Genomic DNA, 23,685 nt, shown 5'->3' on the forward strand with positions numbered 1-23,685 from the left:
GTAGATTCATTCGCTGTCGCCGCAGGGGCAGCGTTCAACCACTGCAAAAGTTGTGGTAGATTTTCAGTCACATAGCCATCGACTTTATAGTCGCGAGCTGTGATGAATTGCTTTTCCGTTGTCACAGGTCCCAAGTAAATGCGTTTGTGACGGCGACGCATTTCCTGGATGATATCGTCATTAAATGCCGGACGACGACCATCCAAAACAGTGAACGGAGCGATGAACACGTCACCTTTATATTGAGTCGAAGGCAAAACGTATAAAGAATCAAAGCTCAACAGTCTCATAATATCTGGAAGACTTGTGCCGTAGACCCATGTTGGTTTTAACTCTTTCACGGCCTCCATGATGACCAAAGCGTCGCTGGTCACAAGTGTGCGACCATCCGGCTTATAATCTTGAATTGCATTTACAACTGAGGACTGAACGTCAGCGACGTTATCAACGATATTCAAAACGAAGCGAGTCGTTGGAAATTTATCGTAAAATTCCTTAAGAGCCGGAGTTTCTTTGTAGAACTCATTAATCTGCTCCCAAGAGTAATCCGACAATTTCCCGCCTTGCATAATTGGCGTTGTTGGATTGGCTTTTTGTTGTTCCTCTTTCGATTTAAGGAATTCCATGTCGCGAGAAGGCGGAAGAACGAAAGGCACTTTGCCTTTGCTCATGCGCACATCGGCCCAGATCACAGCGTCAGGTTTTAGCTTCAAAACCTCATCCACTTTCGCCAAAGTATCGGCTTTCACTATAATAATAGGAGTTTGACCGGCGAAGAACGGGCTGTCGAATTCAGGAAATTTCTGTCCCAAACCCCAAATACGGGCTGCCGTAATAAGAACACCAATCACAATTGCACTTAGGAGTGTTGCTAAAATAATTCTCATAGGCCTTCGTATAGCACCCTAATATATTGGAATCAGCACATTTTTTCAAAACTCGCGGAAAGATTCCTGTCATGATCTTAAATACGCTAAAATTAGGCGTATTTCGCCTTGTTTTTCATTTAGCTTTCTATTAGATAACAAGACAGTAATAGCGCCAGGCGCTTTAGGAAAATCATGAATAAAATCAATCGCAAACTCGAATACGCGTTAATGGCTCTGAAGTACATGAGCCAGAAAATTCCAGGAGAGCTAACTTCTGCAAAAGAAGTTTCAGACTCTTTCCATACGCCTTTTGATGCGACAGCTAGGGTGATGCAACAGATGGCTCAAAAAGGCGGCATTCTTCGCGCCGAATATGGAGCCAACGGCGGTTATCAAATCACCAAGGATCTTGCGAAAGTTTCCATTCATGATCTTGTGGAAATTATCGAAGGCCCAACGGCCTTGGTGAAATGCCTGCACAAGGAAGAACCTTGTGAAATTCAAAAGACCTGCAACATCGTTTCTCCAATCACGAATCTGAACCTCAAACTGACGGAGTTCTACAAAAGCGTGAGCTTAAAAGATCTCCTTGTAGAAAGAGCAGCAATGCCAGCGAAAAAATCTGAGGTGGTTGTTAATGGATAGTAAGAACAACTCCTCATCATCAACAGCTGTTCAAGACAGTTATGAATACAAATACGGCTTCACAACAAATATTGAAACTGATGAAGTTCCATTGGGATTGAATGAAGATATCATTCGTTTGATCTCTTCAAAGAAAAATGAACCAGAGTGGATGCTTGAATATCGCTTGAAAGCATTCCGCCATTGGTTGACGATGGTTGAGCCAACTTGGGCTTTAGTATCTTATCCAAAGATCGATTTTCAGGCGATTCGTTACTATTCGGCTCCAAAGAAAAAAACTGATGCTGACAAGCCAAAGTCTATCGAAGATCTGGATCCAGAATTGGTAAAGACATTCGAAAAACTTGGTATTCCATTGAGCGAACAAAAACGCATCTCTGGTATCGCAGTTGATGTGGTGTTTGACTCTGTCTCTGTGGGTACAACGCATACAGCGGTTCTTGATGAAGCGGGAGTGATCTTCTGCTCTATCTCTGAAGCGATCCACAAACATCCGGAACTGGTGAAAAAGTATTTGGGATCTGTGGTTCCTTATACAGATAATTACTATGCGGCCTTGAATGCGGCCGTCTTCACAGATGGATCTTTCTGTTACATCCCGAAAGGCGTTCGTTGTCCGATCGATCTTTCAACTTACTTCCGTATCAACGCGAAAGACACAGGTCAGTTCGAAAGAACTTTGCTTGTCTGCGATGACGGCGGATACGTAAATTATCTTGAAGGCTGTACAGCGCCACAACGTGATGAAAACCAACTTCACGCGGCCGTAGTTGAACTAGTGGCTTTGGATAATGCAGAAATTAAATATTCCACAGTTCAAAACTGGTACACGGGCGACAAAGAAGGTCGCGGTGGTATCTACAACTTCGTGACGAAACGTGGAAAAGCAGCTGGTAAGAATTCAAAAATCTCGTGGACTCAAGTGGAGTCAGGCTCTGCGATCACTTGGAAATATCCATCTTGTATCTTACAAGGCGATGGCTCTGAAGGCGCGTTCTATTCTGTGGCACTTACTCACGATCTGATGCAAGCAGATACTGGTACGAAGATGATTCATATCGGTAAAAACACAAAGAGCACGATCATCTCGAAAGGTATTTCGACTGATAAATCATCGAACTGCTATCGCGGTCAGGTGAAGATCATGCCTTCTGCGGAAAATGCACGTAACTATTCACAGTGTGATTCGATGCTTGTGGGTGATAAGTGCAGTGCGAGTACGTATCCGTACATTGAAGTAAAAAATAAAACGGCGACTCTCGAGCATGAAGCAACAACTTCGCGCATTTCAGAAGATCAAATCTTCTACTTGCAATCTCGTGGTCTCGATATGGAAAAAACAATCTCAATGCTAGTCAACGGCTTCTGCAAAGAAGTCTTCAAAGAACTCCCACTAGAGTTCGCCGTTGAAGCAGTGAAATTAATCGAAATGAAACTAGAAAACTCCGTCGGATAAAAAGGTACGCCGTACCTTTTTGCGATGCAGAGTGTAAATGATGTTTGAATATGAAGGCGAGTAAGATGTTAGAAATTAAAAACCTCCATGCGCGAGTTGAAGAAAAAGAAATCCTTAAGGGTTTGAATTTAACGATCAAGCCGGGTGAAGTTCATGCGATTATGGGACCAAACGGTTCTGGCAAATCGACTCTTTCAAAAGTTTTGGCGGGTCACCCTGCTTATGAAGTGACTGCGGGCGAAGTGAAATACGAAATCAATTTTCAAATGAAAAACCTTTTGGATCTTGAGCCAGACGAGCGCGCCAAAGAGGGTATCTTCCTGGCATTCCAATATCCAATTGAAGTCCCGGGTGTTTCGAATTTCACATTCTTACACACCGCTTTTAACTCTGTATTGCAGCATCAAGGTTCTGAGCCAATGCCTGAAGGGGAGTTCCGTGAATTTCTAGTTCAGAAATTGAAACTTGTGAACATGAAGCCCGAGTACTTGGACCGTCCAGTGAACACCGGTTTTTCTGGTGGTGAGAAAAAGAAAAACGAAATCTTGCAGATGGCAGTGCTGTCTCCGCGTTTGGCTTTACTTGATGAAACGGATTCAGGTCTTGATATCGATGCTTTGCGTGTCGTTTCTGAGGGTGTGAACAAACTTCGTCGTAAAGACAATGCGATCGTAATGGTGACTCACTATCAAAGACTTTTGGATTACATCAAGCCCGATTACGTTCACGTTTTGTTGGGTGGAAAAATTGTTGAGACAGGCGATAGTTCTTTGGCTTTGAAGCTTGAAGACAAAGGTTACGACTGGTTGATCAACTAGCTTGCTGGTCTACACTCCGACTTCGTCGGAGTGGGCCGAAGTAGGAAAGAATTTATGAATTTACTTTCGACATACGAAAAATTTAATCAGACAAATCCTGCGGCAGGGGCGTTGGCTTCTTTCCGTCAGGCGGCGTTTGATTATGCTTCGAAAAAAGGTCTTCCGACTCGTAAGGATGAAGACTGGCACTATACCAGTGTTAAAGCCTTGGGTGAAGCCAACTTTGCGCCAAGTGCTTTGAATCCTGTACAGCCAAGCCACGAAACAATGACCGAGATTCAAAAGATCTTGAATCCTGAATTCACGAATATTGTTTTCTTCAACGGCGTTTTAAACAAGACATTGTCTTCAGAATTGCCAGCGGGATTCACTTTGCGCGAGCTTTCTGAATACCCAACGATGTTTCATGATTCATTCGATGCTTTGAATGGTGCTTACATGACAAAACCTTTCGCTTTAACATTGGCGAAAGAGACGTCTGTGGAAAAACCTGTGAATTTCGTGTTCTTCACGTCTTCTGAAGGTGGCCCGGCATTGATGGTTCATCCACGCATTCGTTTGGATGTGGGGAATCGTTCTTCAGTGCGTGTCCTTGAAAGTCATTACGGTAAAGCGAATACAACTTATTTTGTGAACTCTGTGTTTGATTTGCATGTCGCTGATAATGCGAAAGTGACTTACGTGCGCGTTCAAGCTGAAAGTGAATCAGCAATCAACATTGGTCGCACGCGTATCACTTTGCAAAAAGACGCGACAGTAGAAAGCATGGCTTTCGCAACCGGCGCTAGTCTTTCTCGTCATAGCCTTGATGTTTTACTTAAAGGCTTTGGCTCGAATGCAGAAGTGTTGGGTGTGTATGCGACTCATGGCAAACAACACGTCGACAATACGACTGTGATCGATCACCAGGTCGGTACTTGCAATACAAATCAACTGTACAAAGGTATCCTTGATGGCGAATCAAAGGCAGCGTTTGTTGGAAAAGTTTTGATTCAAAAAGATGCGCAGAAAGCAAACTCTGCTCAGTTGAATAACAATTTGCTGCTAAGTTCAAAAGCAGAAGCAGATAGTAAGCCTTGCCTTGAAATCTATGCGGATGATGTCAAAGCGGCTCATGGATCGACGGTAGGTCAATTGAATCGCGAAGAGCTTTTCTATTTGCTATCTCGTGCGATTCCAAAAAAACAGGCGATTCCGATGTTGTCTTATGGCTTCTTGTCGGAAGTGATTTACAAAATTTCTGACGAGACAATTCAGCATTGGTTAACTCGTCATTTAGATGAAGCGTTTAAACGTCTTCATGTGGAGTCTCATTAATGGAGAACCTAAACGCGATTTTTGCCAGAGTGCGCGAGGAATTCCCCGCGTTGACCCAAAAGGTCCACGGTAAAAAATTGTCTTATCTTGATAGTGGTGCGACGACCTTGAAGCCTCGGTCTGTCATCGATCGTATCACTCATTTTTATTCCTACGAAACTTCAAACGTTCATCGTGGCGCTCACTATTTGGGTGATGTTGCGACTCAGGGGTTTGAAGGCGCTCGTCACAGTGTTGCGAAGTTCTTGAATGCCTCTAGTTCTGACGAAATTATTTTCGTTCGCGGAACGACGGAAGGTGTGAACTTGGTTGCGCAAACCTGGGGCCATGTGGGTTTAAAAGCCGGTGACGAAATTCTGATTACTGAGATGGAGCACCACGGGAATATCGTTCCTTGGCAAATGTTAGCAGAACAAGTCGGCGCTAAAGTTGTAGCGGCTGGTATTTTGGAAAACGGCGAATTGGATTTAGAAGATTTTAAGAAAAAATTGTCTTCTAAAACGAAGATCGTCGCTTTCACAGCAAGTTCCAACGTACTTGGTACGAACACAGATATGAAACTTTTGACTCGCTTGGCTCATGATGCTGGCGCGAAAGTTTTGATCGACGGTGCGCAAATTGTTTCTCAGATTTCAGTGGATGTTCAGGACATCGATTGTGATTTCTTTGTTTTCTCTGCTCACAAACTTTTCGGTCCTTTTGGATTTGGTGCTGTGTTTGGTAAGAAGGCTTTGCTTGAGCAAATGCCTCCGTATCAAGGCGGCGGCAGTATGATTGCAAAAGTAACGATCGAAAAGACGACATACAACGATGTGCCTTTCCGTTTTGAGGCAGGAACTCCGCACGTTGAAGGTGCCGTGGGATTGCATGCCGCCATTGATTTCGTTCATCGCATTGGTTTTGATAAGATTCATGCATATGAAATGGATCTATTAAAATATGCGACGGAAAAATTGCTCGCGATTCCAGACGTGAAAATCTATGGAATGGCGGCGAACAAGGGGCCGATTGTCTCTTTTAATATTAAAGGAGCTCATCACTCTGATGTGGGACAAATCCTTGATCAAGAGGGTGTTGCGGTTCGCGCTGGCCACCATTGCACGCAGCCTTTGATGGCTCGCCTCGGAGTGCCCGGAACTGTTCGTGCTTCCTTGTCTGTTTATAATAATCACGATGATATTGATGCTTTAGTGAAAGCCGTAGCGAAAGCTCGGGAGATGTTGTTATGAGTACTCAAGATGTTTTGATTCGCATTCAAGCGACTCCAAATCCAAATGCGTGGAAATTTGTTTTAGATCGTCCTGTTTTGAATGACGGAAAAGCGACTTATGCGGACATGAAAGAAGCTGAGCAAAGCATGCTTGCTTCTGCACTTTTCCAAGTGGAAAGCGTCCGTCAAGTTCACTTTTTCCAAAACGTAATTACGATCACTCACAGTTTCGATGCAGATCCTGAAGAGGTGCAGAAAAATGTTTGTGCTGTGATTCAGACAAGAATGCCGGCGCATAATCCGAACCAAACACAGGCTGATGAAAAGAAAATGCGTCGTGCTGGTTTATCACCAGAGATGCAGCAAATTGAGGAGATTTTGGATCATACAGTTCGCCCAGGCCTTCAAGGTGACGGTGGCGACTTGGATGTTGTAAAGTACGAAGACAATAAACTTTATGTATTCTATCAGGGTGCTTGTGGTACCTGCCCGAGCGCTACTTCAGGAACTCTGATGGCGATCGAGGGCATCCTTCGTGATCAATTCAATCCGACCATTGAGGTTATTCCTTTGTAATTTTAAGGCATTCCGCCTCTGTTAAATTGGATGCTGGAGTGACACTTTGGAATGCGTGACTAAGTAATAGGCAGGAGAAATCCTGCCTATTCTATTTTAAGGTCCTTTTATCTTGGCAGAGATTTGGCAAGCACCCCTTCGAACAAAAAATAAGGAGTGTTTATGAAAAGTCTTTTTGTTGCGGCTTTGCTTTTAATTTCTACTATGGCTTCTGCCGACATCGTTAGAGGCGGCGGATATCAAGCAGGCCATCGCGATATCGATCAACGTGTGGCTGATCTTGAAAGACAAGTTTATGAATTGAATCAACGTATGTCGAATCTTGAAAGAAACAATTTTCCGCCGGCTCCTCCAGTTGTTAAAGACATAGCTTGTATGGTGACTGCCGATAGCTATGGTACTGTGTTCATTGGTAAAGGTAACACTCGTATTGAAGCGCAAGCAGCGGCTCTTCAATCCTGCCAAGCTTCTTTGAGCGGCATGTTCTGTAAGAAAGTTAACTGTGATGATCCTCAAGCAAGTGCTCGCATCAACGGTGCGGTTTGTATGTTGAACGCTTCTTCTTACGGCACAACTTTCACTGGAAAAGGTTCTTCGCTGATTGAAGCTGAGTATAACGCTCGTAAAGCTTGTAACAATCAATACAGCGGCATGTTCTGCAATACGGCAGTTAACTGCGATACTTTCTAATTTAAATTTTAAAATGTAGATGGTAAAACCCACTGACGAACTCGGTGGGTTTTCTATTCGCTATGAGGACGATAAGCCTTCGAGCCAGCGTGTTCTTCCGCAGCTTTTTGCATTTGTGGTGCGACGGATTCCCATGTGTCTTCGGGACGACTCGAGATGATTGTCGCATTTCCTAAACGCGAATTTCCATAAGGGACAGAGGCTTGAAGGGCGATCAAACTTTGCTTTTCTTTATTGAAACCGGTGACAACGATTTTTACTTCGACGTCTTTACCCGGTTCTATGCCCGTGATACCGTCACTGATTTCGCCTTCAACGTTTTCCACGCCTTCTGGTAAAACCCAGTTGTAGGTGATATCGCCTTCAATCTTTTGATGAACAGAAATTTTTCCAACTAACGTGACTTCTTCGTCGCCAGATTCAGGAATAGATTTAGGCTTTTCAATTTGAACCTTAATGGCTTGAAGGTGCTTAGACGATTCCTGAGGGATGGCTTTTGTACTGATCCGATCCATCGCGGGTTCACGATGGCTTCCTGCACGCGCCATGAAAAGTCGGCTCGCACACAGCGCAATGATCATGGCAAGAAGGGCTAACGTTCTTTTGCGCATAGGGCGACTCCGTTTTTAGTAAGTGTATAAGAGGCTGTGCCATTAATTCCTGTGGTGGTATTATTATTGTAAACATTGACCTTCACGTTGATCAAATACCAACCGGTAGCAAGGCCAGCCATAGAAACAGATTCTGCGCCTCCGTCAAGGCTTGCGATTCTGCGGCTTTGAGTCGCAATGGAAGAGGAATTGTAGCCAGCGGCTACATAGACATCCTCCAAATAGATATAGTCTTTCTTATAGATGATCAGATCCAAATCTAAACTCGCTGAGCCGCCACGAGTGTAAGTCAGGGTGATATTTTCACTTTGACTGCCATCATGATAGTACAGGAAGAAGTCATTATTAGTCTGTTGATTTGATGACTGAACCGATGTTGATGGATTTACGATTTCAAGTTTTCGGTCCTGTGAAGCTAAAGTTGCAAGTGCCACTGGCCGTTGTATCGACATAAAAAGCATAGTCAGCGGTAGAGGCTTTTTGTTTTTCCTCGGTCAGAATATTTGTCCAGTCCGTTGTGATTGTCGCATTTTGTGAAAGCAAATAATTGAAAAGACCCGCATTGGGAATTGGATAGGTATTTTTGTCGCGTAAGCTTGTCGCAGTTGGATTGCTGCGATCTTTTGAAGTCGCTTTATCTTCCCCCGAAAAAGTCATCCAAATTTTCGAGAAAGAAATGCCGCCACCATTTTTTCCCGTAGCGTAAGTCTCACTCGAAGAACGAGATGATTTATATAAAGTTCGTGAAATAGAAAGTTCTCGGAAAGTTCCTGTACCTGCTATGTCAGCGGCCGTGTTGTCATAAGTTGAAGAGCTTCCCGGCGAAGTCAAATCGAACGCGATCCCGATACCGGCCGCGCTGTCGCTGGAACTGGATTTGTATCCAATAGTATCGACGTAGTAATGAAAATGAGAGTCTGTTGGAATGTGACCATCCGCTAAAGAATTTGAAGCGTTCGACGCTCCAGACAAGACGGCGGCCTGGAAATAGTTGGCCCATCCTTCGCTCCATGCAAGGCGAGGATCAATAACAAAGTTTCCGTTATGTGAACCTCCTGGTGAACCTGTGCTGCCATAGTTGTCTTCAAGAAAATGACCGTATTCGTGAAGAATGATCGAGTCATCAAAGTGGTCGGTATCTGATGTTTTCACGTCTCCGTTAAGACCGCCCAAAATATACAATTTGTTCGTGCCAGTGCTATAGAATGAAAGACCTGCGCCGTCGTTAGAGAAGTAAGAGCGCGGATTAAATCCCATCTTCCAATAGACCGTGACCTTGTCGGCGACCCACCACTCGTTTGCCACCGTAGAGGGAGCACCCGACACCATAATATTTTTTCCGATTTGATTTCTGATGTACTCATTTGCAAGCAAGATATCGAAGAAAATATTGAATGCTCCGCCCTCTAGTTTTGGTGCGACTTTTTCATCGGCCTGAGCGAGAACCATGTCTGAAGGTGACGTTGAGACAGATAAATCTTTTGTACCGGCAGCGATATCAGAAGACGCGATCGTAAAATCTTTTGAAATAGAATACGGTTGATTTGCATAAGTATCTTGCAGCACACTGACCTTCACATAATCATTATAGGCACGTGAATAGACAGTCAGCGTGTAGGTTCCCGGAGTCTTGGGAATATCGAATGAAGCTATTCCGCTTGTATCAGTTTCGCCTCTTTGAATTTGAGTTCCCAAAGAATCGAAAACATGAAATTCGGCAAAAGGAATCGCTACTGGGGATGTCGTTACGGAGCCCAATCCGCTGATAGAGGCATCGTTTGCGTCAAAGGTCAGCTCGCGATAATAGAACTTCGCTTTGATTTTTACATGAAGGGGATTGCTGATCGAGATCGGATCGACATTATATTCTGATTCGCTCGCCGCTGGTCCTGAAGATGCGAAATCATTGGCAGCGAAGTTGTTGCTACAACCTGAAAATGCCAAAGCCCAAGAGATGAAAATGACTTTCCATAGCCAATGAAACCGCATGGAAACTTATCGGGTCCAAGAAACATGCTCTGTATGTGGGACGAAGGAAATCGGTCGGGAATGTTTTCGCGAAATTGTCCAAGTTGTTTTCAGGAGTGTCTCAGATTGAGAATTTATCTCGAAAAACTGGAAAACTCAGAGAGGCATTTTAGAAATAAAAAAAGGCTCGAAGGCCACTCTGAAACATAAACCTGTTTTAGCTAAGGTGGGTGACCATGATAGCGACTTTAGGCTTCTCAGTACGAGCTGAGCTTGCACACCATTGCCAGGGACAGTCCCCAAAAATATGCTTGTAAGGTTTAATTTCGATGAGCTTTACGCCGCCGAACCTCTAGACATGATTCTAGCATGAACTTAAATCTCGTCAATCAAACCGGACTCTTACTTTTCCGTAAAGCGCCGATAAATTGCTTATGACACCTCAAAAGTTAGATTTTATTTTCCCCTTCATCGTTTTTTTCTATGGACTGTTCATGGTGTTTGTGCTGGAAAACCCTTATCTGGCGCGCGTTGGACAGGAGCGCATGGGCGAGGCTTTTGCTAATCTTTCACGACACAAAAATCTTGGCTGGATGTGTTTCTTTGTCGGTGGTCTTTGGGCCGCGCAGAATATCTGGTATTCGTCGCTCTGAGTATTGACTCCTCCAGGGGCTGCCACTAGCGTCAGTCCCTATGTCAGACACACCAAATCAACCTCTCAGAAAATCCGATTTCAGCGCCCAAATGTCTCTGGGTGAGGCGGCTCTTGTAGAGAAGTCTAGCGAACCTTCGGTTCTTTCCGTTGAACAACTGAACGTCTACATCAAACAACTTCTTGAAGGACAAGTTGGTCAGGTTTGGGTGCGTGGTGAGCTTTCAAATTTCAAAGCTCATACATCGGGACATTTCTATTTCAGTTTGAAAGATTCTAAATCGCAAATCACTGCGGTGATGTTCCGTGGTCACAATGCACGTTTGAAATTCAAGCCGACGGATGGCATGGAAGTGATTGTTCGCGGTCGAATCACTGTGTATGAACCGCGCGGTAATTATCAACTCATGTGCGAGATGATGGAACCGGTTGGTGCCGGAGCCTTGCAAAAGGCTTTCGAGCAACTGAAGATGAAGCTGAAGGCTGAAGGCCTTTTCGATGCCGCGAGAAAGCGTCCTATTCCAACATTCCCTCGCCACATTGCTATTGTGACTTCGCCGACAGGGGCTGCGATTCGTGACATCATGAATGTACTTTCTCGTCGTGCTAAATCTATTCAAGTCACAGTTGTTCCAACTGTCGTGCAAGGGGAGGCGGCGGCTCCGCAAATTTGTGAGGCTTTAGCGAAAGCTATTAAGTTGCGCGATGTGGATGCCATTATTGTAGGTCGTGGTGGTGGTTCTATTGAAGACATGTGGTGCTTCAATGACGAAAAGCTTGCTCGGGCTATTGCCGCAAGTCCAATTCCAATCATCTCGGCTGTAGGGCACGAAATTGATTTCACGATTGCTGACTTTGTTGCGGACTTACGGGCGCCGACGCCATCGGCAGCAGCAGAGCTTGTTGCGAAAAGTTCGACAGAGCTTGCAACAAAGGTAAAAGCATCCGAGCGCATGCTGTACATGTCTTTGGAAAAGCGTTTAAAATATCTTCGTGAAAAGATGACAGGTCTTTCAAAACGTTTGGTGGATCCGCAACGTCGTTTGCAAGATCTTGAACTTCGCAATGATGATTTGCTGACTCGCTTAGAGCTCGCAATGGATCGCCTGGTGGCGACTCGTCGTCATAAAGTTGAATTGGCTTCGCAACGTTTGGGGACTCCTCAAGATGTGATTGATCGTCGTCAGAAGGAACTAGAATATCTTTCTGCAAGGTCAGAGAAGGCGCTTCTTTTTGCCATCGAAAAGAAAAAGGCACGCATGGGTCGTGTGATGGCGATGCTGGACGGGTTAAGCCCACTGAAGGTCGTGGATCGCGGTTACTCTATTGTCACAAAAAATAAACAGGTTATTAAATCAGCGGACCAAGTAAAGAAGGGTGACCTTCTTGATATCCGATTGGCTCAAGGTTCACTCACAGCTGTAGTTGACAGCGTGAAGGAGGATTAAAAATGGATTTCGAGAAAAAACTAGGACGTCTTGAAGAGATCGTTCAGAAAATGGAAAAAGGCGATCTTGCTTTGGAAGATTCTTTGAAGCTTTTCGAAGAAGGCGTGAAGCTTTCCCGCGAATGTCATGCACGTTTGAATGAAGCTGAAACAAAAGTAAAACTTTTGATGAGCGTTGATGCAAACGGAAATGCGACGACAAAAGACTTTACTCCAGAGGAATAGTTTTGGATTTGGCTATTGATCTAGAAAAAGAGATGTCTTTGCGAGTGCAAACTGTGAATCAGTTTGTCGAAAAGTATCTTTCCGATATGGCCTTGCCACAAGGCAATGCTATCGCAGAACTTCGCAAGTCCATGCTGTATTCCGCAACAAACGGAGGCAAACGCTTCCGTCCTGTCTTATCGTTGCTAGTGGCAGAGCTTTTTGCTTGTCCGATTGAAAAGGTTCTTCCTTTTGCGGCAGCGGTCGAATTTATTCATACATATTCTTTAATTCACGACGACCTCCCGTGCATGGATAACGACGATGTTCGTCGCGGTAAGCCGACAAACCATAAGGTTTTCGGCGAAGACTTTGCATTGCTTGCGGGTGATGCACTTTTGACAGAAGCCTTTATGCTTCTTGCAAAAAATTATGCTGATAGCGGATTCCTTGTGGGTCGTTTGACAGAACTTGTTTCTGAAGCGGCAGGAATTCGTGGCATGGTTGGTGGTCAAGCTATCGATTTGCGTGCCGAAGAAAAACAAATGTCATTAGAAGAGCTGACTCATTTGCATCGTTTGAAAACGGGCGCATTGATTCGTCTTTCTGTGGAAGGTGCTGCGATCATCGCAGGCGCAAAGCCGTCTGATATCGAAAGCCTTAAAAAATTTGGCGAAGGCTTGGGCCTTGCTTTCCAAGTGGCCGATGATGTTTTGGATCACGGTGAAAAAGATCAGGACATTCGCAGCTTCACAGGCATCTTGGGCCTTGAAGGTACAAAAGATTATCTGCAAGAAATCTCTGATGAAACTATGACAGAGCTTCGCAAGGTTTCCAACGACGCCGCCATGCTTGAGTATTTAATTAATTTCAACCAGAGTCGTAAGGCTTAATATGACGAAGACTCGTTTGGATCTTTATCTTGTGGAAAAGGGATTTGCTTTATCGCGAACTCACGCCCAAGAATTGATTGAAGCGGGTCAGGTCTTTCTTGAAGAAGGGACGAGCAAACGAGTTTTGAAAAAAGCCAGTTTGTCGATTGAGCCTTCCTCAAAAATTATTGTGGAGCTCGGACCTGCAAATCGTTACGTATCCCGTGGCGGTTTGAAGTTAGAGGGTGCTCTTGATCATGTGAAAATGAATGTTCAGGGCTATAAAGCTTTGGACGTGGGAATTTCCACAGGTGGATTCACAGACTGTCTTTTGCAAAAAGGTGCCGAATTTGTTTTGGGTGTCGATGTGGGACACGGACAGGTGAGCCTGATGTTGAAAGATCACCCGAAGTTGCAAGTTCTAGAGGGCGTCAATGCGAGGGCTCTGTCTCAGGAAGACAGAGTCTTGGCATTAACTCCTTCAGAAAAGTTTGATCTGATTGTGATGGATGTGTCCTTCATCTCTATTGAATTGATCATTCCAGAACTGAAGGGATTTTTGAAACCCGCTGGCCATTTGTTGAGTCTTGTGAAGCCTCAGTTTGAGGTGGGCGTTGACGGACTGTCTAAGGGTGGTATCGTCAAGGATGCTTCTCTCTACGCAAAAGTCGAAGAGAAGATTAAATCCTGCTGCCGCAACAATGGCTTTGATGTCTTGGACTATTTTTCGTCCTCCATTGAAGGAAAGGATGGCAATAATGAGTTTTTTGTTTTCGCGAAGAAACACTAGTTGGCTGTTGGCTTTGATCTTCTTGGCTGGTTGCCAATCGCTCAGAACGAGAGATGAAGTGCGCAAAGGCACTCAGCCGTCTCAAACAACGACGACGTCGGGTCGCGAGCAACAGCAAACATATCCTCAACAAGGTGGAGTAAATCAAGCGCCAGAACTTGCACCGCCACCGTTGAGTGAATCTGCGGCTCCGCCGCCACCACCGGCTCCGGTGATTCCTGCAATGCCTAAGATTGGAATTATTTTAGGTGCCGGAGGTGCAAAGACTTATGCGCACATCGGTTTCTTGCACGAGATGGCGAAGTATAAAGTGCCTATCTATGCAATTGGCGGTGTAGAGCTTGCGACTCCAATGGCGGCTTTATACGCGAATCGTGAACTTGCCAACGATGTCGAATGGCAGATGTTCAAACTTAAAGACGATGAAGTTGTGAAAAGAAACATTTTGGGTTCTGTTCACAAAAATAACGAAGTGTCTTTGTTAAAAGATTTCGCGAATACGGCTTTCAACAAAGTGAAAGTGGAAGATTTCAAAATTCCATTCACATGTCCTTCCTTCAATTTTAAGAAAAATCAAACGTACTTGATGAATAAAGGCAGTCTTGAGCAGATTCTTTATTTCTGCATGGCGTATCCTCCATTCTTCCAACCTTACCAAGGTAATGTTGCTGGTATTCGCGACATTACTGCAGTGGCAAACTATCTTCGCCAAAAAGGTGCGAACTACATTGTCCTTGTAAACGTTTTGCAGGCACCAGGCGGAAGTAAGCCTTACACAAACGACGCTTCGACAACGGATAATACCTTGTGGAGTGAAATCGCCGGCGTCTACAATCGTCCAATTCAAGGGGTAGATAGCGTGATCAACTTGGATACTTCTGATTATAGCATTATGGATTTTGATAAACGTCGCGAGATTATGAATAAGGGTGGCGATCAAGCCTCTCGTCAGTTGAAAAATCTTACGCGCAAATGGGGCCTATAGGAGCGAGCATGAGAAAGCCAATTTATGATATGAACATTTTTGCTGAAAGAAGAAGAAAGATCGGCCAAGAAATTCAAGGCGGAGCTTTGGTTGTCGCTTCTCATCCGGAATTGATTCGCAATCACGATGTGCATTTCCCGTATCGCCAAGATTCGAATATGTTCTATCTAACTGGTTGGGAAGAGCCAGATTCTATCTTGATTTATCGTCCAGGTTTGAAACCTGAAACTGTGATGTTCGTTCGTCGTCGCGATCCAGAACGTGAAACGTGGGATGGCTTCCGCTATGGACCAGAAGGTTGCGAACGCGAATTTAAAGTTGATAAAGCTTATCCTATTGATGAATTCCAAAAAATGGCGCCGCAGCTGTTGAAAGAAGTGGATCGCGTTTACTATCGTCAGTTCAAAAACAAAGAAGCTGACGAAAAAATGGAATCAGTTCTTGAGACTGTAAGAGCTCTTCAAGGTCGTACTGGTTATGGATTGTTGACGATCCATGATGCTGATACCTTGATCGGTGAGCACCGTTTGGTGAAGTCAGAATACGAATTGACTCAATTGCGCGAAGCTTGCGAAATTTCCGCTCAAGCGCACTTGGCAGCGATGCGCTTCACTCGTCCTGGCGTTACTGAGCGTCAGATCCAAGGCGTGCTAACTCATCATTTCTATATGCGTGGCTCTGCCCGCGAGGGTTACGGATTTATCGTAGCTTCGGGAAATGCAGCAACGACGTTGCATTATAACTTCAATGACCAAGTTTGTAACGATGGCGATCTTTTATTGATCGATGCCGGTGCAGAGTACAACTACTACACAGGTGACATCACAAGAACTTATCCGGTGAATGGCAAATTCACGGACGAGCAAGCTCGTGTTTACGAGGCTGTTTTGAAAGTTCAAAAAGATATTATCGCATTCATTAAACCGGGCATCGTGTTCAAGGAATTGCATGACATGGGAACTTCTATGTTAACAGATGCCATGCTCGAGCTGGGTCTTCTTTCTGGTCGTAAAGAGGATTTGATCCAAGCCTTGGCTCAAAAGAAATATTACCCGCACGGTATTGGTCACTGGTTGGGTCTTGATGTTCACGACGCGGGCTTGTACTTCAAAAAAGGTGAACCACGTCCTATCGAAGCGAATATGTGCTTCACGGTTGAGCCAGGTCTTTACATCCCTGCGGATGACAGCTCTGCCCCTGCAAAATATCGTGGCATCGGTATTCGTATTGAAGACAACATCCGTGTGACTTCACACGGATCAGAAAACATGACGACTTCTGTGCCAAAAGAAATTTCTGACATCGAAAAGGTTGTCGGCAAAAATTAAGATCTTCAAAAAACCCGCTCTGACAAGAGCGGGTTTTTTCTTGCCTGCTAACAAGAACAATTCAAGCGTCTTGCCCACAGACTACAATCTAGAGAATCGTTGAGGGATGACTTCAAGAAGAAGCTTCCTAAAAGATTCATTGGCTGTGATGGGTTCTGCTTTCTTGCCGCGCTTTTCTCTAGCGATGGAAACTGACGCTCAAACGATTTATGACTGCATCATCATCGGTGCTGGGCCTGCGGGTTTAACAGCGGCTCGCCAACTTTCGCAAATGTCAGTTAAAGGAAAACCATTGAAGATCCTTGTCTTGGAAGGAAGCAATCGTATTGGTGGTCGTATGTTCACAGATCGAAGCCTTGTCGATGACTTTGGCTCTCCTGTCGAACAGGGGGCCGAATATATTCATGTAGCTCCAGGAATTGCGCCGATATGGGATGATGTTCACCGCTATCAGTTGGAAATCAAATCCTATCCAAAACTTTTAAAAGGTTATCTCTATAACTCGGAATTCCTGGCACCAGTTCCGCACTCGCCTCTTTATTCTGTCGGTCATTTGAATTTTAAAATTTTAAGATCTTATCGAATCTTTAAAGACATTCTTAATTTTGATGGATCCGATATTTCCGGTGCGATGTTCATGAAGCGCATGGGATACAATGGCTTCACGGCCGAGTCTGCGGAAACTCTTTTGACGGGTCATCTAGGCGCCCCCTTAGAGCGGGTCAGTATGAAGGGCTTTCAGCAAGATCATCTGATCGCCCAACTTAAAGGCTCGCACGAATACTATGTCCTAGGTGGATATGACTCGATTTTAAGAGGAATGGTGAAAGAAATTTCCTCGCCGAAGATTCTATTAAATCATTCTGTCACAAAGATTCGCGAACAAAAAAACCTGATTCGGGCCCAGGTCGCCGGAGGAGGTTTCTTTGCGGCAAGAAGCATGTTATGCACGGCTTCGATTGGAATGCTTCATTCTCGCAATATTGACTTCGGAGAATATTGGACACCTCAAAAAGAGCAGGCACTGAATTACGTCATGCCGGCTCATCAAATTAAACTTTCCATTCGTTTTAAGACACGATTCTGGCCCCAAGATATGTGCATGCTAAATCAGCTAGAAAAATCGGAACGTAAAGCGGGGAAGACTTACTTTGTTCCGCATTATAAAGAAGAGGACAAGCCGCCGATACTGACGGCGCTCCTCAGCGGTGATGACGCAAAAAAACTTATGCACCTGTCTTCCATGGAGATCATGCAAGTCGTAGTTTCAGATTTGGATCGTATGTTTAAAACTCCCACGCCGATCAGCAAGAAGATTGCTCATAAAAAAGATGGAGCCCCGATTATCAGCTGCAAAAAATGGATCGAGGATCCATTTGCAAAGGGCGGTATTTCTTATTTGCAGATCAGTGACCCAAAAGGTTCCGTGGCGGTGCAAAATGCGAGGGCTGCTCTAGGACAAACGATAGGGCAATTATTTTGGGCAGGAGAAGCCACTTCTCTTGTACAGCAACCGGCGTCGGTTCACGGAGCCCACTCGACGGGATTGCGGGCTGCTAGTGAAATTTATAACTACTTAAAGACGATCTAGATAAAACGATGACTGAGCCACGCGTTGCTTACGGCATGTTGGTGAAGCTCAACTTCCGTATTATAAAGTTTTTTATCATTCTCTGAAGCTGCGCTCACCGCTAAGCGCAGATTTGTGGCGACTTGCAGAAGTTGAAAGTCACCCATAGTATTGCCGCTGGCAAAGAATGGTTTTTTGCCACCCGTCTTCTCGAGTAATGCATCTACTTTGCCTTGTTTGTAGGTGATGATGCCTTTTTGTTCGTCGGTGATCACATTGTTTTCCACCGAAGTTTCAACACCAATCACACTTTCGTAAGGCAATCCCAGCATCTCAGCGCCAGGTTCTACGGACCATTTGACCGAGGCGGTGATGATATAAATTTGTACGCCTTTAGAAAGAAAAAGATCGATCAATTTCCTCTGCTCGGAAAAAACAGGAACAGGGTGGAGAGTTCGCAGGGCTTCCTTCGCCCAGCTATGAACTTGCCCCAGGGTCTGCCCCTCGCAAATCTGAGCTAGCCAAAGGTAGGCTTTTTGTGGATTTTCAGCCTTCATTTTTTGATAGTGTTCCCACGGCTCTGAGGGCAGTTTCACGAGTTTATGTTTGATTTGATGTTGGAAGAAGTTTTCCCCGAGATCGGTATCCCACAAAGTTCCGTCGGCATCGAAAGCTGCGACAGGGTGCGAATCCACTTTTAAAACTTCTTCAAGTGTCGTATGTATGCGCTTCCAGATATCCGGGGAATAGTCTTTGTATTTCATGCGCTCTTAGTATGAAATACTATCAGTGAATTGACAAGGAGAGCTGAAGCTCATGAGCCTCTACTGCAAAGTTGTTTTGCTTGAAGACCTGCAAGAAATCTTAGATCTCGAAAATAAGAAATTGCAGGAAACTTATCCTGACGAAATGGAACGCATGATGGCGGGATGGAGTTCGAAATTTCGCGTCGAGGCTTTAAATCACTACATTCCCATGGGGTGGAGTTTTCTGGCTCGCGATACTGAAAACAACAAACTTATGGGCTACTTTATCGCACAACCCTTGTTGTTCCTTGACGGTCAAACGCAGTCTTTATGGGTTGAGCATGTACAGTATTGTTCTTTGCAAGCTCGCGATGAGCTTTGCGAATTGGCTTACAAATTGGGCCGCGAAAAACATCTTCAAAGAGTTTATTTTCCGCATGAAAATGGGGTGTCGAACTCTGTGAAAAGTTTTAAACCAGAGTCATGGCAGCCAGGAACTTTATCAGTAAAAACGACAAAAGGGTGATCTCATGAAAAACTTCTCCTTCGCCAACCGCATTCAAAATATTGGCAAAATGAAAGCGCAAGAATTTGATCTTGTGATCATCGGGGGAGGAATTAACGGAGCAGGTGTCGCGCGCGATGCCTCTGCCCGTGGAATGAAAGTCGCTTTGATCGAAACCCGTGACTTCGCCTCTGGTACTTCCTCTAAATCCAGCAAGCTAATTCATGGTGGCATTCGCTACCTAGAAAATTTTGAATTTAAATTAGTTTTTGAAGCGTTAAATGAACGCACGAAACTTTTCGAAATGGCTCCGCATCTTGTGCATCCACTACGCTTTATGATTCCACTATATCAAGAAAGCCGTGTTGGCATGGGTAAAATGGGCCTTGGAATGTGGCTGTACGATGCTTTATCTTTGTTCCAAGCGCCAGAAATGCATGAACGTTGCAATGCTCAAGAATCCCTGGATCGTATGCCAGCACTTCGTTCAACACATTTGCTGGGTTCTTATATTTATTCTGATGCGTATATGGATGATGACCGTTTGGTTCTAGAGACTTTGCGCTCTGCAAACGAAAACGGCGCTATTTGTGCGAATTATGTGAAGGCAACCGGTGCGCAATTTGAGGACGGCAGGATCACAGCCGTTCTTTGTGAAGATCAAATCGGCGGCGAGAAATTTGCAATCAAAGCTCGTCACGTCGTCAGCTCGGTGGGTCCTTGGACTGACGAGGTCGGACACCAGTTATTTAAAGATTGGAAAAATATCCTTCGCCCAACAAAAGGTGTTCATCTGACGCTACCAAAACATCGCTTGCCGTTATCAAGTGCGGTTGTAATGGGAGCAGAAAAAGAAGATCGCATTGTATTTGGTATTCCTCGTCACGAAATGATCATCATTGGAACCACAGATACCGATTATAAAGAGCATCCGGAATCTGTGACGTGCACACCTGAAGACGTCAAATATCTTCTAGAGATCACAGATCATTATTTCCCTGGCGCAAAAGTAACGGCCCACGACATTATTGCCAGTTATGCGGGGGTTCGACCTTTAGTGAATGATGGTTCGTCTTCTGAGGGAAAAACAAGTCGCGAACATACAATTATCGATGACCCTCGCGGAGTTACTTTCGTGGCTGGCGGTAAATATACGACCTATCGTTTGATGTGTAAGCAAACCGTAGATCACGCGTTGAAATCTTTCACGATGGAAGATCGTGTGAAATTCGGTCCTGCTGACACGACAAAAGCTTTGAATGAATACACAACAGTAGATTCATTCCATCAAGCACGAGCCTTAGTGGACAGTTGGGCTGAGCAGTTTGGTCGTCCGGTTGAAGATATGCGTGAATTGGCTGAACGCTACGGCAAAGAAGCCGAAGTGATTTGTGATAATAATCCGGAAAACTACACGTATTGGCAACTGGAAGCGGCCCAGGCCATCGATACAACGATGTGCTTACACATGAGGGACTTTTATGCGCGTCGCGTGCATTTGTTCCTTGCAGATCGCAACCATGGTGTAAAACACATTGATGAAATCGGCAAAGTTTTCCAAGAGAAAATGGGCTGGAACGACAAGCGTCTTCACGACGAAATCCATATGCTGACAGAGTACATGGCTCACGAAGTGGATTGGAAAAAACACTTCTAGATCTCCGCTGATTCAAAAGTTGCTCGAATTTTATCGATGACAGATGTAGATCTTATTTTTCTAAAGTGACAACGATGTTTTTTAAAATAGAGACTTCATCTTCGACGACTAAAATGTTCATATGTAAATTCTAAGATGTTGAACCAACTTATTGAGCTACACTTTAAAAAAAGGAGAATCTCATGAAAAAAATTATGCTAGCGGCAATGGTCCTTTCATTCACAGTTGCAGCGAATGCAAAACTTTCTAAAGAAGAAAGGAAGGCTTTGGTAGCTGAATGCAAACAAGAAAATCCAAGCGCAAAAAAATCAGATATTAAAAAATGCGTGAAAGAAAAAGCCAAAGCCAAAGAGTCTGAAACGAAATAGTTTTCAGATTCCCGTCAATTCGAATCAAAAAGCTCGATGGCCTTCTATCGGGCTTTTTGTGTTTTTAGGGGCGCAGTCTGTCTCTCGTCTAAGTTTTAGACAGTCGATCAATCCTCAGACAGTGATTAAGCATATTAGAGAGTGGAATGAAAGTGGCAGGCCTACGGAACTGTTAGTGCGACAAAGCACTTAAAAAGGAATGTCCCATGAAAATCTCTGCAGGATTTTTTGTTACTTCATTACTTTCTATGACCACAATGATCGCTTGTTCGAATGGCGGTGGTGGTTCTTCCGCACCTGCGCCTGTCGTACCTACAGCGACCACGGTGCCGACGACAAATACTCCTTTCGTGAATGGACATTTCACTTATCAATTCACTCAAAATGGTTGCGATACGGGTCGCAAAGACTTCACGACGAAGGCTGACTACTGCCAAGCTTTGACAAACGATGCTCTGAATAACAACTGCGCTCGTGAAGGTCGCGTGATGATGTTCAATAACCAATGCGTGAACCTTGGAACAAATGCTGGACCGACGTTGAACATCATGAATTCAGCCCGTTGTGTGATGAATGTCTCTGATACGGCAGATCGCACACTTCTGCAGAATTTAAATCCATTCAATCCGCGCAATCGTCAAATGATCCGCGAAATTTTCTGGGACGGTCATCGAGATCGTACCTTCGACATTATGGGCTCAATGGTTCAGTCTTATGGAAGAGCGAAGTTCACGATGCGCGCAGCCCAAGGGGCGACGCCTGCTGAGGGCGTAATTGGCTTGGTTCAAAATAATGGAGAAGACTCTTATTTGGTGCGCAGTAACTTAGGCTCACAGATGACTTTGACGGTTCAGGATCAAAGCTCGCAAAAGCTGTCCCAAGTAGTGTGCTTAAGTGATTCTAGTTTCAAACGCCCGAAGAAAGATCTTCGCCAAGTGCGTTGTGTTTATAAGGGTGAAGACAGCCGAAGTTCTCGCGATGAATCGATCGGTTGGGATTTGCATTCTGTGACTGAGCGACACATCTTCGCTCATGGAGCCTCTGAGGAAATCACTCTTCGTCTGAAACCCGCTGCTGCTGGGCTTGACGAGCGCATCGAGTTAGAATTGAAAGATATCGACGGAGATAAGACTTTGCGAACGGAAAGTTCACTCAATGAAGGTCTGGAATTGCGCTTTGACTCCCGCGAAACCGGCTCGAACATAGTCCTTAGTTGTGGTGCTGCGTCAAAATAACTGGCTCACGGGTCCTAAATATCTGCATTGACTCTGGTTTTCATTATACCTAGACTTGATCTGTAAATCGATATTTAGCACCCGTTTAGGGTTCACCCTGAAGGCAGTTTCAGCATGACTTTTTTTGATAAAGTACAAGACTATTTTTCGAATGATATCGCAATTGACTTGGGTACAGCGAACACACTTGTGTACGTGAAAGGCCGCGGAATCATTCTTGATGAACCATCCGTTGTAGCAGTTCAAAAGAACTATCGCGGAATGCAAAACCGTGTTCTTGCCGTTGGTAAAGAAGCGAAAGACATGTTGGGACGTACTCCTGGAAGTATCGTTGCAATTCGTCCGATTAAAGACGGTGTTATCGCTGACTTCGAAGTTACACAATCAATGCTTAAATATTTTATCGGTAAATCATTGGGCGAGAAAAAATCTTTCATCCGTCCTCGTATTATCATCTGCGTTCCTTACGGAATCACTCAGGTGGAAAAACGTGCGGTGAAAGAGGCAGCTCAGTCTGCAGGTGCTCGTGAGGTTTACTTGATCGAGGAACCAATGGCAGCTGCGATCGGTGCAGGTCTTCCAATCACTGAGCCATCAGGCAACATGGTTGTCGATATGGGCGGTGGTACAACTGGCGTCGCTGTTATTTCTTTGGGTGGTATTGTTTACTGTAAATCAATCAAAGTTGCGGGCGATAAATTCGACGAAGCGATCGTGAACTACGTTCGCCGCCAATTCAACTTGTTGATCGGTGAAAGAACTGCTGAAAACATCAAAATTCAAATCGGTAACGCTTATCCATTCGAAGAAGAAAAAACGATGGAGATCAAAGGTCGTGACCTTGTTGCCGGTGCCCCTAAAACAATCGAAATCACAAGCTCTCAAGTGAACGATGCATTGATGGACCCTCTTTCAGAGGTTGTTGATGCTGTTCGTACAGCTCTTGAGAAAACTCCACCGGAACTTGCATCTGATATCGTTGATAACGGTATCGTTCTAACAGGTGGTGGAGCGTTGCTTGCCAACCTTGACGTGCTTCTTCGTGAAAGAACTGGACTGCCAGTTTCGATCGCGGAAGACCCTTTGAGCTGTGTTGTTATGGGTTCGGGCAAAGTTCTAGACCAGCTCGACCTTCTCAGACAGCTTACTGTCGATTAGTATCTTAA

At 44.7% G+C, this 23,685-nt stretch carries 25 protein-coding genes and 1 other RNA gene; 20 read left to right on the plus strand and 6 right to left on the minus strand.

The window, feature by feature from the left end; translation table 11 throughout:
• Positions 1-887: hypothetical protein (locus VF412_RS15430; RefSeq protein WP_331340155.1), on the minus strand; the 887-nt coding region annotated here is incomplete at its 3' end.
• Between the two features lie 174 nt (positions 888-1,061).
• Between VF412_RS15430 and VF412_RS15435 the strand changes: the two genes are divergently transcribed.
• The 7 genes from VF412_RS15435 to VF412_RS15465 all read left to right on the plus strand — a co-directional run bounded on the left by VF412_RS15435 (position 1,062) and on the right by VF412_RS15465 (position 7,581).
• Positions 1,062-1,514: an Rrf2 family transcriptional regulator gene (locus tag VF412_RS15435; protein ID WP_331340156.1), complete on the plus strand. Its 453-nt coding sequence runs from the start codon at positions 1,062-1,064 to the stop codon at positions 1,512-1,514.
• A complete protein-coding gene (sufB, locus tag VF412_RS15440) occupies positions 1,507-2,970 on the plus strand; it encodes a Fe-S cluster assembly protein SufB (RefSeq protein ID WP_331340157.1) in 1,464 nt (487 codons plus the stop codon). The genes VF412_RS15435 and sufB overlap by 8 nt, the downstream gene beginning before the upstream one ends.
• Positions 2,971-3,035: 65 nt before the next feature.
• Positions 3,036-3,788, plus strand: a complete 753-nt coding sequence (sufC, locus tag VF412_RS15445) for a Fe-S cluster assembly ATPase SufC (protein WP_349259016.1) — start codon at positions 3,036-3,038, stop codon at positions 3,786-3,788.
• 30 nt (positions 3,789-3,818) lie between these two features.
• The gene (sufD, locus tag VF412_RS15450; RefSeq protein WP_331340159.1) at positions 3,819-5,105 is read left to right on the plus strand and encodes a Fe-S cluster assembly protein SufD; all 1,287 of its coding nucleotides are present in this window, start codon (positions 3,819-3,821) and stop codon (positions 5,103-5,105) included.
• Positions 5,105-6,334, plus strand: a complete 1,230-nt coding sequence (locus tag VF412_RS15455; protein ID WP_331340160.1) for a SufS family cysteine desulfurase — start codon at positions 5,105-5,107, stop codon at positions 6,332-6,334. Before sufD ends, VF412_RS15455 begins: the two co-directional genes overlap by 1 nt.
• Entirely contained in the window at positions 6,331-6,891 is a 561-nt protein-coding gene (locus VF412_RS15460) for a NifU family protein (protein WP_331340161.1), read from the plus strand. The genes VF412_RS15455 and VF412_RS15460 overlap by 4 nt, the downstream gene beginning before the upstream one ends.
• 162 nt (positions 6,892-7,053) lie before the next feature.
• The gene (locus VF412_RS15465) at positions 7,054-7,581 is read left to right on the plus strand and encodes a hypothetical protein (protein WP_331340162.1); all 528 of its coding nucleotides are present in this window, start codon (positions 7,054-7,056) and stop codon (positions 7,579-7,581) included.
• Between the two features lie 53 nt (positions 7,582-7,634).
• Here VF412_RS15465 and VF412_RS15470 read toward each other — a convergent pair whose 3' ends face one another.
• From VF412_RS15470 to ssrS, 4 genes are all read right to left on the minus strand, one after another.
• Positions 7,635-8,192, minus strand: a complete 558-nt coding sequence (locus VF412_RS15470) for a hypothetical protein (protein WP_331340163.1) — start codon at positions 8,190-8,192, stop codon at positions 7,635-7,637.
• Positions 8,174-8,626, minus strand: coding sequence for a hypothetical protein (locus VF412_RS15475; RefSeq protein ID WP_331340164.1), 453 nt, complete (start codon positions 8,624-8,626; stop codon positions 8,174-8,176). Before VF412_RS15475 ends, VF412_RS15470 begins: the two co-directional genes overlap by 19 nt.
• The gene (locus VF412_RS15480) at positions 8,586-10,181 is read right to left on the minus strand and encodes a hypothetical protein (protein ID WP_331340165.1); all 1,596 of its coding nucleotides are present in this window, start codon (positions 10,179-10,181) and stop codon (positions 8,586-8,588) included. The genes VF412_RS15475 and VF412_RS15480 overlap by 41 nt, the downstream gene beginning before the upstream one ends.
• A 157-nt stretch (positions 10,182-10,338) precedes the next feature.
• Positions 10,339-10,516: non-coding RNA, 6S RNA (gene ssrS, locus VF412_RS15485), on the minus strand.
• Between the two features lie 78 nt (positions 10,517-10,594).
• Between ssrS and VF412_RS15490 the strand changes: the two genes are divergently transcribed.
• The 8 genes from VF412_RS15490 (at position 10,595) to VF412_RS15525 (ending at position 18,029) form a co-directional block, all read left to right on the plus strand.
• Positions 10,595-10,813, plus strand: a complete 219-nt coding sequence (locus VF412_RS15490; protein WP_331340166.1) for a hypothetical protein — start codon at positions 10,595-10,597, stop codon at positions 10,811-10,813.
• 91 nt (positions 10,814-10,904) lie between these two features.
• Positions 10,905-12,260 (plus strand): exodeoxyribonuclease VII large subunit, encoded by a 1,356-nt coding sequence (gene xseA, locus VF412_RS15495; protein ID WP_331340167.1) that lies wholly within the window; start codon positions 10,905-10,907, stop codon positions 12,258-12,260.
• Positions 12,261-12,262: 2 nt separating this feature from the next.
• Entirely contained in the window at positions 12,263-12,484 is a 222-nt protein-coding gene (locus tag VF412_RS15500) for an exodeoxyribonuclease VII small subunit (RefSeq protein ID WP_331340168.1), read from the plus strand.
• Positions 12,485-12,486: 2 nt separating this feature from the next.
• Complete coding sequence (locus VF412_RS15505) at positions 12,487-13,356, plus strand: farnesyl diphosphate synthase (RefSeq protein WP_331340169.1); 870 nt, start codon at positions 12,487-12,489, stop codon at positions 13,354-13,356.
• A gap of 1 nt (position 13,357) precedes the next feature.
• Positions 13,358-14,125 (plus strand): TlyA family RNA methyltransferase, encoded by a 768-nt coding sequence (locus VF412_RS15510; protein ID WP_331340170.1) that lies wholly within the window; start codon positions 13,358-13,360, stop codon positions 14,123-14,125.
• Positions 14,094-15,110, plus strand: coding sequence for a patatin-like phospholipase family protein (locus tag VF412_RS15515; protein ID WP_331340171.1), 1,017 nt, complete (start codon positions 14,094-14,096; stop codon positions 15,108-15,110). Before VF412_RS15510 ends, VF412_RS15515 begins: the two co-directional genes overlap by 32 nt.
• A gap of 8 nt (positions 15,111-15,118) precedes the next feature.
• Positions 15,119-16,438 (plus strand): aminopeptidase P family protein, encoded by a 1,320-nt coding sequence (locus VF412_RS15520; RefSeq protein WP_331340172.1) that lies wholly within the window; start codon positions 15,119-15,121, stop codon positions 16,436-16,438.
• A 106-nt stretch (positions 16,439-16,544) separates the two neighbouring features.
• Positions 16,545-18,029 (plus strand): NAD(P)/FAD-dependent oxidoreductase, encoded by a 1,485-nt coding sequence (locus tag VF412_RS15525; protein ID WP_331340173.1) that lies wholly within the window; start codon positions 16,545-16,547, stop codon positions 18,027-18,029.
• On the opposite strand, the gene VF412_RS15530 is transcribed toward VF412_RS15525, so the two are convergent.
• Positions 18,026-18,772, minus strand: coding sequence for an HAD-IB family phosphatase (locus VF412_RS15530; protein ID WP_331340174.1), 747 nt, complete (start codon positions 18,770-18,772; stop codon positions 18,026-18,028). The two genes, VF412_RS15525 and VF412_RS15530, sit on opposite strands and share 4 nt — an antisense overlap.
• Positions 18,773-18,824: 52 nt before the next feature.
• Between VF412_RS15530 and VF412_RS15535 the strand changes: the two genes are divergently transcribed.
• The 5 genes from VF412_RS15535 (at position 18,825) to VF412_RS15555 (ending at position 23,677) form a co-directional block, all read left to right on the plus strand.
• Positions 18,825-19,280, plus strand: a complete 456-nt coding sequence (locus VF412_RS15535) for a hypothetical protein (RefSeq protein ID WP_331340175.1) — start codon at positions 18,825-18,827, stop codon at positions 19,278-19,280.
• Positions 19,281-19,284: 4 nt separating this feature from the next.
• A complete protein-coding gene (locus VF412_RS15540; RefSeq protein ID WP_331340176.1) occupies positions 19,285-20,916 on the plus strand; it encodes a glycerol-3-phosphate dehydrogenase/oxidase in 1,632 nt (543 codons plus the stop codon).
• 182 nt (positions 20,917-21,098) lie between these two features.
• The gene (locus tag VF412_RS15545; RefSeq protein ID WP_331340177.1) at positions 21,099-21,284 is read left to right on the plus strand and encodes a hypothetical protein; all 186 of its coding nucleotides are present in this window, start codon (positions 21,099-21,101) and stop codon (positions 21,282-21,284) included.
• A 206-nt stretch (positions 21,285-21,490) separates the two neighbouring features.
• Positions 21,491-22,519, plus strand: a complete 1,029-nt coding sequence (locus VF412_RS15550) for a hypothetical protein (RefSeq protein ID WP_331340178.1) — start codon at positions 21,491-21,493, stop codon at positions 22,517-22,519.
• A gap of 114 nt (positions 22,520-22,633) precedes the next feature.
• Positions 22,634-23,677: a rod shape-determining protein gene (locus tag VF412_RS15555; protein WP_331340179.1), complete on the plus strand. Its 1,044-nt coding sequence runs from the start codon at positions 22,634-22,636 to the stop codon at positions 23,675-23,677.
• Positions 23,678-23,685: the final 8 nt, after the last annotated feature.

The organism is Bdellovibrio sp. (assembly GCF_036384735.1).
Taxonomy (GTDB): Bacteria; Bdellovibrionota; Bdellovibrionia; order Bdellovibrionales; family Bdellovibrionaceae; genus Bdellovibrio.

Excerpts from the sequence above, each read along its gene's own strand:
- VF412_RS15435 (WP_331340156.1), top strand. The coding sequence starts at position 1,062 with ATGAATAAAATCAATCGCAAACTCGAATACGCGTTAATGGCTCTGAAG.
- sufB (WP_331340157.1), top strand. The coding sequence starts at position 1,507 with ATGGATAGTAAGAACAACTCCTCATCATCAACAGCTGTTCAAGACAGT.
- sufC (WP_349259016.1), top strand. The coding sequence starts at position 3,036 with ATGTTAGAAATTAAAAACCTCCATGCGCGAGTTGAAGAAAAAGAAATC.
- VF412_RS15455 (WP_331340160.1), top strand. The coding sequence starts at position 5,105 with ATGGAGAACCTAAACGCGATTTTTGCCAGAGTGCGCGAGGAATTCCCC.
- VF412_RS15460 (WP_331340161.1), top strand. The coding sequence starts at position 6,331 with ATGAGTACTCAAGATGTTTTGATTCGCATTCAAGCGACTCCAAATCCA.
- VF412_RS15465 (WP_331340162.1), top strand. The coding sequence starts at position 7,054 with ATGAAAAGTCTTTTTGTTGCGGCTTTGCTTTTAATTTCTACTATGGCT.
- VF412_RS15470 (WP_331340163.1), bottom strand. The coding sequence starts at position 8,192 with ATGCGCAAAAGAACGTTAGCCCTTCTTGCCATGATCATTGCGCTGTGT.
- VF412_RS15480 (WP_331340165.1), bottom strand. The coding sequence starts at position 10,181 with ATGCGGTTTCATTGGCTATGGAAAGTCATTTTCATCTCTTGGGCTTTG.
- VF412_RS15490 (WP_331340166.1), top strand. The coding sequence starts at position 10,595 with ATGACACCTCAAAAGTTAGATTTTATTTTCCCCTTCATCGTTTTTTTC.
- xseA (WP_331340167.1), top strand. The coding sequence starts at position 10,905 with ATGTCTCTGGGTGAGGCGGCTCTTGTAGAGAAGTCTAGCGAACCTTCG.
- VF412_RS15500 (WP_331340168.1), top strand. The coding sequence starts at position 12,263 with ATGGATTTCGAGAAAAAACTAGGACGTCTTGAAGAGATCGTTCAGAAA.
- VF412_RS15510 (WP_331340170.1), top strand. The coding sequence starts at position 13,358 with ATGACGAAGACTCGTTTGGATCTTTATCTTGTGGAAAAGGGATTTGCT.
- VF412_RS15515 (WP_331340171.1), top strand. The coding sequence starts at position 14,094 with ATGAGTTTTTTGTTTTCGCGAAGAAACACTAGTTGGCTGTTGGCTTTG.
- VF412_RS15520 (WP_331340172.1), top strand. The coding sequence starts at position 15,119 with ATGAGAAAGCCAATTTATGATATGAACATTTTTGCTGAAAGAAGAAGA.
- VF412_RS15525 (WP_331340173.1), top strand. The coding sequence starts at position 16,545 with ATGACTTCAAGAAGAAGCTTCCTAAAAGATTCATTGGCTGTGATGGGT.
- VF412_RS15530 (WP_331340174.1), bottom strand. The coding sequence starts at position 18,772 with ATGAAATACAAAGACTATTCCCCGGATATCTGGAAGCGCATACATACG.
- VF412_RS15535 (WP_331340175.1), top strand. The coding sequence starts at position 18,825 with ATGAGCCTCTACTGCAAAGTTGTTTTGCTTGAAGACCTGCAAGAAATC.
- VF412_RS15540 (WP_331340176.1), top strand. The coding sequence starts at position 19,285 with ATGAAAAACTTCTCCTTCGCCAACCGCATTCAAAATATTGGCAAAATG.
- VF412_RS15545 (WP_331340177.1), top strand. The coding sequence starts at position 21,099 with ATGAAAAAAATTATGCTAGCGGCAATGGTCCTTTCATTCACAGTTGCA.
- VF412_RS15550 (WP_331340178.1), top strand. The coding sequence starts at position 21,491 with ATGAAAATCTCTGCAGGATTTTTTGTTACTTCATTACTTTCTATGACC.
- VF412_RS15555 (WP_331340179.1), top strand. The coding sequence starts at position 22,634 with ATGACTTTTTTTGATAAAGTACAAGACTATTTTTCGAATGATATCGCA.